The organism is Paenibacillus chungangensis (assembly GCF_042675905.1).
Taxonomy (GTDB): domain Bacteria; phylum Bacillota; class Bacilli; order Paenibacillales; family Paenibacillaceae; genus Pristimantibacillus; species Pristimantibacillus chungangensis.
In genome coordinates this window covers 14,737-26,347 of the sequence record NZ_JBHTJZ010000005.1, presented here as the reverse complement: position 1 = coordinate 26,347, position 11,611 = coordinate 14,737, and the positions used below count along the sequence as shown (strand labels likewise).

Annotated in this window: 8 protein-coding genes; 2 read left to right on the top strand and 6 right to left on the bottom strand. The window is 52.2% G+C overall.

All coding sequences use genetic code 11. From position 1 onward, the window contains the following. Positions 1-6 precede the first annotated feature (6 nt). Positions 7-1,062, top strand: coding sequence for an S-methyl-5-thioribose-1-phosphate isomerase (gene mtnA / locus ACFQ2I_RS02680; protein ID WP_377561998.1), 1,056 nt, complete (start codon positions 7-9; stop codon positions 1,060-1,062). A gap of 132 nt (positions 1,063-1,194) precedes the next feature. On the opposite strand, the gene ACFQ2I_RS02675 is transcribed toward mtnA, so the two are convergent. Next, positions 1,195-1,500 carry a YunC family protein gene (locus ACFQ2I_RS02675; RefSeq protein ID WP_377561996.1) on the bottom strand — a complete coding sequence of 102 codons (306 nt, stop codon included), beginning with the start codon at positions 1,498-1,500 and terminating at the stop codon, positions 1,195-1,197. 236 nt (positions 1,501-1,736) lie between these two features. On the opposite strand from ACFQ2I_RS02675, the gene ACFQ2I_RS02670 reads away from it, so the two are divergent. Next, positions 1,737-2,225 carry a hypothetical protein gene (locus ACFQ2I_RS02670; protein WP_377561994.1) on the top strand — a complete coding sequence of 163 codons (489 nt, stop codon included), beginning with the start codon at positions 1,737-1,739 and terminating at the stop codon, positions 2,223-2,225. A 24-nt stretch (positions 2,226-2,249) separates the two neighbouring features. Here ACFQ2I_RS02670 and ACFQ2I_RS02665 read toward each other — a convergent pair whose 3' ends face one another. The 5 genes from ACFQ2I_RS02665 to ACFQ2I_RS02645 all read right to left on the bottom strand — a co-directional run bounded on the left by ACFQ2I_RS02665 (position 2,250) and on the right by ACFQ2I_RS02645 (position 11,610). Beyond that, positions 2,250-4,067, bottom strand: coding sequence for a cache domain-containing sensor histidine kinase (locus tag ACFQ2I_RS02665; RefSeq protein ID WP_377561992.1), 1,818 nt, complete (start codon positions 4,065-4,067; stop codon positions 2,250-2,252). Continuing rightward, on the bottom strand, positions 4,057-5,718 hold the full coding sequence (locus ACFQ2I_RS02660; RefSeq protein ID WP_377561990.1) for a helix-turn-helix domain-containing protein: 1,662 nt from the start codon (positions 5,716-5,718) through the stop codon (positions 4,057-4,059). The genes ACFQ2I_RS02665 and ACFQ2I_RS02660 overlap by 11 nt, the downstream gene beginning before the upstream one ends. Before the next feature lie 13 nt (positions 5,719-5,731). Beyond that, positions 5,732-7,858, bottom strand: a complete 2,127-nt coding sequence (locus ACFQ2I_RS02655) for a hypothetical protein (protein WP_377561988.1) — start codon at positions 7,856-7,858, stop codon at positions 5,732-5,734. Positions 7,859-7,863: 5 nt separating this feature from the next. Beyond that, on the bottom strand, positions 7,864-9,486 hold the full coding sequence (locus ACFQ2I_RS02650; protein ID WP_377561986.1) for a hypothetical protein: 1,623 nt from the start codon (positions 9,484-9,486) through the stop codon (positions 7,864-7,866). Positions 9,487-9,606: 120 nt separating this feature from the next. Further along, the gene (locus ACFQ2I_RS02645; RefSeq protein WP_377561984.1) at positions 9,607-11,610 is read right to left on the bottom strand and encodes an FG-GAP-like repeat-containing protein; all 2,004 of its coding nucleotides are present in this window, start codon (positions 11,608-11,610) and stop codon (positions 9,607-9,609) included. Between the last annotated feature and the right edge of the window lies 1 nt (position 11,611).

Here is an 11,611-nt window from a genome sequence, read left to right as displayed (position 1 = left end):
AGCAACATGAGTGGAATGGACAACAGCTTGCAATCCCTAATATGGAAAGGCGACCGCTTGGATCTCCTGGATCAACGGCTTCTGCCGGAAGAGATACTCTATCTTCCATTAACGACTCCTGAGGAAGTGTGGGAAGCGATCTCACACCTGAAGGTGCGCGGGGCTCCGGCGATCGGTATTGCCGCAGCATATGGCGTCGTGCTGGGCAGTCGCGATGCCGCCACCAAGGAAGCATGGCTTGCAGCTGTAACCAAGCAAGCGGAATATCTTGCCACCTCCCGTCCCACTGCGGTGAATCTGTTCTGGGCATTGGATCGTATGAAAGCCGCCGCATCTACGATAGCAGGCAATGAATCAGACCTGGAACGTTGCAAGTCCGCACTGGAGACGGAAGCCGTCACAATTCAGAGCGAGGACGAAGCGACGAACAAGACAATCGGTGAGCATGCACTGACGCTGTTCAAGGATGGCATGGGCGTATTGACGCATTGTAACGCCGGCGGACTCGCCACTGCGAAGTACGGAACTGCTCTCGCACCCTTCTACTTGGCTCAGGAACAGGGCATGAAGCTGAAAGTATTCGCCGATGAGACGAGGCCGGTATTGCAAGGCGCGCGGTTGACGGCCTTCGAGCTCCAGCAAGCTGGAGTCGACGTCACCCTCATCTGCGACAACATGGCTGGACACGTCATGTCCAAGGGTATGGTGGATGCCGTTATCGTGGGTACCGATCGCGTAGCCGCCAATGGTGACGTCGCCAACAAGATCGGCACGTACAGTGTTGCGGTATTGGCCAAGGCACACGGCATTCCGTTCTACGTTGCTTGTCCGTTGTCGACGATCGATCTTGAGACGCCGACAGGTGAGCAGATTCCGATTGAGGAGCGCGTTGCGGAGGAAATAACGGAAGGCTTCGGGAAGCGCACAGCGCCTCGTGACATCAAAGTGTACAACCCGGCTTTCGATGTAACGCCTCACGAATATGTAACAGCTATTATTACGGAGAAGGGCATTGTACATGCTCCTTACGAGGAGAATTTGCGCAAACTGTTCCACGAATAACGCAATATCCGGTAATTATTGTGTACCCTGCCTCCTTGAGCGGAGGCAGGGATTTTTTCTCCCCTTCTGATTGTCAGTCGTTTGACCTGAGCCGATGGGAGAGGAAAGCCTTCGAACCACTTGTACAATGCATTAAAGCATTATCCGCAGCGCATCCTTTCCTTTCATCCCCGCTGTAATGCCTAGTGCTTCCGCTTTTATCGTGACTGACTCCAGCGGCGCTTCGAACAGTTCCTCCAATGTACGCACGCCAACCGCACGGCCGGCAATAATCTCACGATCGCGCAGCCGCTCATTCAGAAGCGCGATATCCAATGCACCGCACATAATGTATCCTCGATCTGTCGAGATCGACAGCAAATTTGTCTTCGGTAATTTCACTTCAGCGCCTATTACGGTTTCTCCGCTTTCCAGCTTAAAGGGAATCATCCGCATCATACGCATCCACCTCCCTGAGCTTCCTAATTTATAGCGCAATATATCACTTCAACATCATTATATGCACTTCTGTTGCATCAGTGTGGTTAGTCGCATAGGAGGAGAATGCTTCCTTGCCACTTCATCAATTTCCATAAATGAACATATATATTAACAATTAGTCCTATATCGTTTTTGTGATTAGTGGTATATTTAGACTATATCATTTGCATTTTAAAGGGCGGGGATTGACAAGCATGAGCAGACATTCAAATAAAGAACAGAAGAATACATATGTGTTTCAACTTGAAGCTATGATAGAAGACGATAACCACGCAGCCGCTTTAGAGCAGCTCATTCAACGTATGAATAGAGTCGGATTGCTTGATTACCAGATAACGTCCGGCATTCAGCTTGGACAACTGATTAAAGAAAGAAAGGCCAATGCCGTATCGACGATACCCGTCCCGATCGAGCAGCATTCCGGCGAGACCCGACAACAGACCGCTCTGCCTCAAACATCAGCTGAGTCAGCCGTTCATGACGCCTTTCACAGCTTCCGGAAAGTGATGAGCAACAACACATTAATTCGTCTTATCGTGAACAGAGGTCTTGGCATCAAGATGAGCATTCCTTGCCGGATCATTAATATAAATGAAAACGAGCAGCTGCTGACGATATATCATGTGGACGAAAAGCAAGTGTACACCTTCCGCATGAACGAGATCGAGGACTATCAGGAGTAAGCACAATCAGAGCCCGGGGCATGCTCATGCCCCGGGCTCTGATTGCGCTAAGGATGTGGATGGAAGAGGAATTCTCAAGGTAATCCGTGTACCGGCGCCTGATCGGCTTTCAATGGCAAAACCGTAATGATTGCCCCAGCACAGCTGAATGCGCTTGCGAACATTCACGAGCCCGTATCCGCTATAACCGCCTTTATCCGGCACTGCATTATTAATACAGCTCAATTGCTCTTCACCTACTCCAATACCGTCATCCTCAATAAGGAATTGAATGGCGTTGTCGGCCTTCCTTCCATGTACCTTGACGTGTCCCCGTCCCTTTTTAGGCCGCAATCCGTGAACGACCGCATTTTCAACAAATGGCTGCAGCAGCAGATGAGGAATTTTGCATGCCAGTAATTCCTCTTCTATTTGAATATCTTCATGGAAATCGAAATGATAAGTAAAGCGGAGGATTTTCGTATATTCCTTAATCATCGTCAATTCGCTGCCAATGGTCGTCATATTTTCTCCGCGATTCAAAAAGTGCTTGAAAAACCGGATCAACGCCTCCGTGACGCCGCTAATTTCCTCCGCTCCAGCTCTCTTCGCTTTCCATCGGATTGTAGCCAACGTATTGTAAAGCAGATGGGGATTAATTTGCGCCTGCAGCAATTCAACCTGGAGCAGTGATTTCTGCAGCTGCAGCTGAATCCGTTCCTCGCTCATCGTCTTCAACGATTCCACCAGCTTATTCAAAGCGCTGTCCAACTGGCCAATGTCATCATGACCGGGGATAAGCGGAAGCGGCTCATTCCAGTTGGATTGGATACGGTTCATCTTTCGAGTCATGCGATGCAGCCTTCGTGTGGACAAATGAGCGATAAAGAGGATCGTAACAAAGCACAGCACAAGGCTCAGCGTTAAAATAATCGTGACAACAAGTCCGATCGGTTTAAGCTGATCCGTAATCATGGCGTAAGGCATCATAGCTGCGACGTCCCACCCCGTTACTCCAGACTTTACCGAGGCAATGAAATACGGCGTACCGTCTATCCATGTCTTCTTCACAGGATGCCCAAGCTGGTTCTCATTTCTCAGCCGCTCCACCACGTTGCCGGACCATGCTTTACTTGATTCTGAACCCCCTCTAAGCATATCGTCCGTATCGCCTGCCAGCACAAGCTCTGCTCTTGTATCCTCATTGCTGGTCTGCAATATTTTCTGAAATACTTCTTCCGGTATGTTGATAGTCAGAACGCCTAGTTCCTTCAGATCGCTGAACGATATTAGAAGATGATCGATCGAGATGTAGCGTCTTCCGCTTTCTTCGTAAAGCCAGCGCCACTGATGCTTATCGGGAGAGAGGCGAAGCTCGCGAAGCCACTGTTGCCCTTCAACTTCCCCGATATTGCGCAGCAGCCCGCTATCCTTCGCCAAAGTCTCATTATGCACATACATCGTGACATTCAGCATTTCGTTCCCTGCGGTGGATTCGGAGGATGACGAATACGTCATCTCGGACAATACCGGCTCCAGCACGCCCATGACGTTCATATAGGCATTATACAGGCTATAGAAATCGCCATGCTGTTCTTTAAGCAGAGCCTGCAGAGAAGGATTGGCAAAGATGATTTTGGATTTCAGTAGATAGGAATCGAGCTTGTAATCGATCAGGGAAGCCGTCTGAACCAAATTTTGCTGCAGCAGCTGCTCGCTCATGCTTTCAAGGCGGTTCTTGGCGATTTGATAAATGACCAGTCCCGAACCAAGCACAACCATGCTGATGAGAGGCGTAAAGGCTATGATCAATTTTTGCTTAAGGCTTAAGTTTTGAAACCAGTTCATCAGCCTAATGAGCATGGATATGGCCTCTATTCTGCGAACCGCCCATCTTCTCGCGATACTCCTTCGGGGTCATTCCCGTATACTGCCTGAACACATTGCGGAAATACGTCTCATGATGATAGCCGACTGCGAGCGTAATATCATGAATTTTGCGATCTGTCTCCAGCAGAAGCCTCTTCGCTTGCTCCATTCTGAAGCGGGTTAAGTACTCCAGAATCGTCTCTCCCGTCTCCCCTTTGAACACATTGTTCACGTAATTCGGGCTGTAGTGCAGCTCCTCGGAAATTTCCTTCACCGTTACAGTTCCTGCGTAGCGTTCGCTAATCAATGATTTCACCTTGTTGGCAATAATAACGGTCTGCGCTACGCTTCGCTGCTGAATGAAGGAACGGGCGTCCAGCAAATATTGAATGAGCCAATCCTTCGCCTCAGCCAAGCTCTCGAATCGCAACATCTTGTCCCAAGGGAGCTTACTTGCGCTAAATTGTGACGACAAATCCTCATTCCATTCGCTTATCAGCTGCTGTCCGTAAAGTGCGGCGGCATAGCATAGATTGCAAGCCGCCGCTTGCGACAATATCCGATTAGCGGGAAACCAGTTCTCCAGGTAACTGGCCACATCGGGGGAATCATCGGCAAACAGCAGCTTCTGCATATCCCTACGGATGACGGACAACAGGCCTGCATCGTCTTCCCATAAAGCATCCGTCTCTTCCACTTCCGATGCGCTTATCATCACTCCACGGCCAACATGAAATTTATGCCTCAGCGCCCTCTTCGCTTGCTCGTACTTCCTATCTACCTCCGCCAGCAGGGCGATAGGCTCGCTAATCCCGATCGATACGCTTAGATTCTCCCTTTCGAACCGCACCATTATATCTTCGGCTGTCTTGTAGCTCTCCTCCAGCGCTTGATCCGATTCCACTTCGGGGTTGAAGGACAGCAGCACCGCCCATTGCCCTTCGCTTGTCTCGCACCAAAGGAAAGAAGCAGAGCCAAGCAGCTCTGCGAGCCAATCTTCCCATCTCAGCTTGAACAACTCACGCTGTTCAATCGACATGTCGGACAAGCATGTCTCCAATCCATTCATCTCCACTGCCAATACGACATACATGCCTCGCTGCAGCCGGAAGCGGTAATATTGCACACAATCCCACAGCCACTGCTCGTCCTGCGCCTTATGCAAGCCCATGAACAGTTCCTTCGTCCACTTGGTTGCCATTAGTGGCAAGCTCTCCGCCAACAGCTGCTTCAGCCGGTACTCCTCCGCCTCACTCTCCTTCTGCCGCCTGCGAAGCTGAATGATGCGGTCCAGCTCGATGAGGAAATCCTCCTCCACGATCGGCTTCATAATGAAGGAAGCCGCGCCTAGCTGTACGGCTTGCTTCGCATACTCGAACTTATGATAGAATATGAAGAAAATAATATGAATCGACGGATAGAGCCGATTAATATGCTCGGCCAGCTGCAATCCGTTCATATAAGGCATCTCAATGTCCGTCAAGACGAAGTCGGGCTGTACTTGCCGAATAAATGCAAGCGCATCCGCCCCGTTGCTTGTCTCACCGATAATGGCCACATCCAGCGAAGATTGCTCGACAATGTCCTTCACACACTCTCTCTCCACGAAAAAATCGTCCACGATCAACAGCTTGTACGGCTCCATAAACGTCCTCCTGTCACATGTGTGTTAGCAATTGGAACAGTATCGTCTCGAATTGGGCCATGTGGATAGAGAACGAGGCGCACCTCCTTCCATCCATCATGTATTCGCCCGTCATCGCGTCACGTACGATTCGGGGAGCGGGCAATGTAATCATCTTTACGCCTGCCGATGCCGCATGCACGCACAAGAAATGTGCATTGGCATAGACGACATCCTCCGTATCCGTGTAAAGATGAACTCTCGCTCTCGCAGCGACGGTGCGCAGCACTGATGAAGGGAGGTCCGGAGCAACGGAATAATAGGATAAGCTCTTGCCGATGCGTTTCATCGCCAGCCCGCAATAGTCCGTTCCGGCCAGCTTGCCAAGCGCTGTCGCAGACTCATCGCTTATCGCCAGAATAGGAGACACATACTCCTCAACACCGTAGGAAACGCTTTCACCATCAACTTCCACGACTAACTTCAGCTTCTCCGATTGGAGCTTGATTGCCTTAAAACCAGTTAACTTCCTAATTGTCGAAATGTCAAGTGTGGTGCCTGATACAATACCTGGCGCATACGTCCAGCAAATGGAGCCGCCTCTCTCGCGTATTCCCTCTGCCAACCGATCAAGCTCCGACGAATAGACGGCAACATTAAGCATCATATACAGCTTATAAGGCCGATTTTGCAGTTGTGACAAATTCGATACGTCGTATATATGATAAGGAGCTCCCATCGAGCCGAGCCCCAGCCTTTGCCGATAAGTCCAGGCGTACGTTACGGCCGACTCGGGCCTCATCCAGGCAAAAGAACGCTCATCCACAATGACGGCAACCTCCGCCGTCGAGGCGCGGCTGTCTAACGTTAACGCCCCATTGCCTACGGATGAGAATCGTGTCATGAGCTGCATGATTTCCGGATGGTCGTACCAGCCGCCCCACATGTCGAACCACCACATGCCGGAGCCCTCCGCCAGACATTTTCCGAAGTTTTTCAGCAGCAGGCTCTTCGTCACCGCCATGGACTCAGGCCCCTTCCATACGCCGCCTTCATACTTACCTGGAGGGCAGATGTCAGGACGTGCCTCCTTCAGCGGCTTGGTCAGACACGTCCTCGTGTCGCACTCCGTCCAGAGCATCTTCCCGTGCAGCCAGATAGAGTGCGCTGCGGACATATAAGGCCAGTCCATGCCGGGCTGTCTGACGCCTAGATAGCTGTTGGGACTGCAGAAGAAGTCGATTGCCTCTTCATGCAATAACTTAGCCATATTGTGATGGCCTGCTCTCGCATCTGTTATCTCCAGTGCGTAGCCATAGAATACGCCTACCAGCAGCTCATTGTTGACCTGCCGCTTCACCAGACGGCTGAAGTGCACGATCGCATCGCCGGCCGCCTCGCTCAAAAATCGCCGGTAATGCATAAGCAGCTCCTCGCTTGAAGGATCAAGAAACACTTCTCCTTCGTTCCGTTCCGACCTTCTGGCCAGCTCCAGCACACCGTCGGGAAGCTCCATCGTTTCCGCAGCGCCTTGGCTTCTCATTCGCTCCCGGAAAGCCTGGCTGGCCGGCTGGCCGAAATCCGCATGAGGCCAGCCGTGATAAGCCCATTCCTCCGTGCCTCCTGCACAAATATGAATGCCGATCAGATGAGCCCCATACTTTTGCCGCAAGTAAGACACGGTCTCTTGCAAGGCCCAGCCCGCATCATTCAGCCACCGCAAGGATGAGAACGACTGACGCCTTGTATCCCCGTCCAGCAGCGCGTTCAGCTCTTCAGGGTACCGTTCATCCCACCAATGCGGCATATCCATATGAATGCGAGGGAACACATAAGCTTCCGGCACGGCCTTCAGCAGCCTCTCCATATCTTGATCCAGCGGTTCGAAGCACAGTCCTTCGGGATTGTCCCATAGCCCTTGACGGAATGGGCCGATGCCGGTATCCGAGTTAATGCCTCTTCCCGCGAAATAGACCGGGACTGAGAACAAATTGACCCCCGCATCCGAGAAGGCCCGATAACAGGCGCGCTCGTCGAAATAAGACATATAGGCATGGACATCCCGGGGGATTCCATTGATGAACATAGTAGGAACCCCGCCGAATGGCTTAATCTCCGCTATCAACCGATTGTCTTGATCATTGTTGTCCAAATTGTTCATAATCCTCACCTTGTCACGATTACAGGGTCGCCGATGAGAAAGGAATCAAAGGCCGTCGTTGCATCATCCCCCAACATCTCCTTGCCCCATCCGACCTTGAACGTAAGTTGAATGCTCTTGCCTGCATACGCCGACAAGTCAATTTTTACCTTCTCCTTCCAACCCGCTTCGCCGGTTATCCACTGTACATCCAATTCATTGCCGTCCACTACGATTGCTGACGTAATGCCGTCGCTGGCGTTATTCACCTTTCCAGGATAATATTCCAGAGACAGCTTGTTCTTCTGCGGCAAATCCAATTGGACTGTCCCTTCTGCCCAGCCGGGCACATTCAACCAAGCGGGATGCACTTTGAAGCCCTTTCGCTCGATGCGATCTTTCTCTTCTGCCAGCTGTTCGAACATGGGAGACAAGGCATGTCTCGTTATTTCCTTGAACTCCGCGCCGTTCATCAGCCCTTCGGCCCGTTGCCCGTCTTCCAGCGTCGTCCAGTAGCTCCAGCCGTCACGTAATCCTTTAAAATCATCCACCCATGACTGGAATACATCGATTACAACCTTGTTATTTTTATTCTCGCGCTTCTCCTTATACGGCTTTCCCGTAAAGTATTGAGTCGGAATGACGATGACTGGCTTGCCTGCGGGCTGCTCCTTACGCTTCACCATCTCGCCGTCCATGAATTGATACAACTGCCGCTTCCCTTCAACCCGATAATAATATCCTTCGAGGAAACCGCTGCGCAAGCTGGCATATCCCTTCGTAATCTGCTCATACCAGTCCGGAGTCTCGTTCCCGTAAGCGTCTACCCAAGGCTCGGCAGTCTCGTTGCGAGGTGAGATGGCTTCGATGCCCGTCTCTTCGGCATGATCATTGAAGGAAGAGATGACGATCATCTCCGGATTGCGCTTGACGGCTTCCGTCCACATCCTGATATAGTAATCACCGTTCTCGCGGTCAATCGGGACAGTGCTGCGGCCTTGATGGGCCGTATCCCATCCCGGCATCACGCCGAACACCTCCGTACTTGGCACATATTGATCGAACACCCATCCCCACAGGCCCGTCTCCGGAGCGACATGCACCCCTTCGGACGCTGACCCCGTCGCCCAGCGGACGGTGAACCGATCGTCATCCCACTTGTAGAACCAATCCGTCGTCGTGTAGTCGATAAGCAGCGGCTTGCCTTTCCAATGATAGTAGGAAGGTCGGTGAGCATAATCCTCGTAGATCAGATTAACCTCTGCCATATGCGCCTCCAGGCTGCCCGCCGCATACTGGCCCGCTCCGATCGCGAAGCAGATCTGGGGCGCTGTTCCTTCCTCCATGCTTTCCACCACATCGAATATCGCTTCAATATTGTGCGCAATGTTCCCATTGTCTGCGAAGTGGCTGTTCGTATCATCCAATACGATATAATCGATTCCCGCAGATTTGATCCATTCCATATGCTTGCGTATAACGTCGGGATCGTCCGACGCATAGTCGCCGAGCACCGGCTTATACCGCGTCCATTCCTCCCAATGCTCGTCGTATGGCGCTTTATCGTCCCACCAGACGGTATACCATATCCCAATCTGAGGCTGGAACGCCCCATCCTCTTTCACTTCCGGAAATGCCGCTGCTTGCACAACATTCTCTCCTCTCCCGGTTCCATCGATGCAAAATGTGAATATGCAACAGCATAAAGCTATGACGAAAGACTTGACCATCGTAAATCCTCCCCGCTTCATCCGCTATCATTCAAAACATTATGGTGAAGATGTTAACCAGCTATTGATATACTGCACTGTCATATCCCAATACATATCCGCGTCCAATGCCCCTTGTGCATTCAGCCACTTCTCGCTTGGCGCGTCAAGCTGGCTCGTATCCGCCGGCTGTATCGCCGTCTCTTCCGCAAATTCGTTGAATGAATTGATCACGACAATGCCAGGGTCCTCCTGCAGAACGCGATCCCACCCCAACTGACTGTAAAATCCGCCTCTAACGCCGTTGTATGTTCTGGATATCGTATATCCGACATTGTTGTTCTGTCCCGGCATAACGACCATAACGTCGGAATTCGGAAGTGATCCTTGGGGATAGCTCCACCCCATATAGAGACCGTAGTCGCTTGCCTGAGGCGTGTTCTCATAAGCGGAGCCGGTTTCCCAAGGCACCTTGCCCTGTATCCATCTGACCGTGAACGCGTCCGAAGCGGACTTGTCGCCCGTCCATTGCTCCCACTGTACTCGGTCGGTGTATTCGGCGTAGGATACGATTAACGGCTTGCCGTTCAAATGGTAGTAATGATCGCCGCCATATACAGGATGATTGGCAAATTCATTCCATACGATCACGCTCTCCCCTTCCATCGTAGCCGGCTGATGCGATGTCTGCATTGCGCCGATGGCAATGGCATACCGTATTTTCCGGTTGGCGGGATCAGAATTCCAGACGGCTATCCGCTGGGCAAGGGCTACCGCTCTCTCCTTGATGTAACCGTTATCAACATTGATTCCATTGGTCTCATCCAGCAGCAGGAAGTCAATTCCCGCAGCTGCCAGCATGGCCAGATGCTCGTCAATCACCGCGGGATCGCCGCTATCGTAAGTGTTATAGCTGCCGCCTGTTCGAGGCAAATACTTGATCGGCCTGCTATTCGGCAGAAGCCCGCCTTCCCATGTATTCAGCAGGTTCGGCTTGAAATAGTAATCGTCCGCAGGCATCGCTTTCCACAACCCCGTCGCGCCATCGAACGCAACCGGCGCCTCCATGCCGCTTCCATAAATATCAGCCAGCCATTGCCGCGATGAACCGGCACCGTGGCGATACTTCCATACTGTGCCGGATAGCGTAAAGCTCCCCCCTGTCGATTCCGCCTTATACCAATTGCCGGCAGGACTGCTGTCCTCTTGATAGACAACGGCATCCGCTTTCCCATCGCCGTTCACATCTCCGGCGAAGACCGCTTCGGCGCCAGCTCCGAACCCGCTGGACCATTGCGTGTAAGCCGAGAAGCCGCTGCCGTTCGACAGGGCTGCCCACCATTCCCCCGTATCGCCGAAGTACACGATCGCATCGTCCTTCCCGTCTCCGTTCACATCCGCCAACAGACGGCTGTGCGAACCGCTGCCGTGTCCGGTTATCCAGCGGGACATGCCGCTGAAGCTGCTTCCGTTAGACAATGACACCCACCACTCTCCCGTCTGCTCGAAATAGACGACGGCATCGTCTTTCCCATCACCGTTCACATCCGCCATCAGTTGTTGTGATGAGCCTGCGCCATGTCCGACCGTCCACCGGGAATACGCGTTGAATCCGCTGCCGTTCGACAGCGCCGCCCACCAGCTGCCGTCTTGCTGGAAGTATACGATGGCATCATCCTTCCCGTCGCCGTTCACATCCGCAAGGAACTGGGCATGGGACCCCGTCCCATGTCCAGCGATCCATGCCGACGGTGAACCGAATCCGTCCCCGTCCGATAACGCGGCGTACCAGCCTCCGCTAGTGTTATCGAAGGTGACGGCATCCGACTTTCCGTCTCCGCTCACATCTCCCACGAGTTGATTGGAGGAGCCTGCTCCCAGCGATTGCGCCCAGAAGTAAGAACCTTCCTTCGCATACCAAGTGCTATACCAAATGCCGATTTGCGGTGCATTCGCCACGGCCGCGGCATCATTGACAGTCCCATTTCCGCTCCCAACCATAAGCAAGCCAGCCATTGCTGCTGATAACATCCACTTTGCATATTTGCCGATACGCGCAGACATC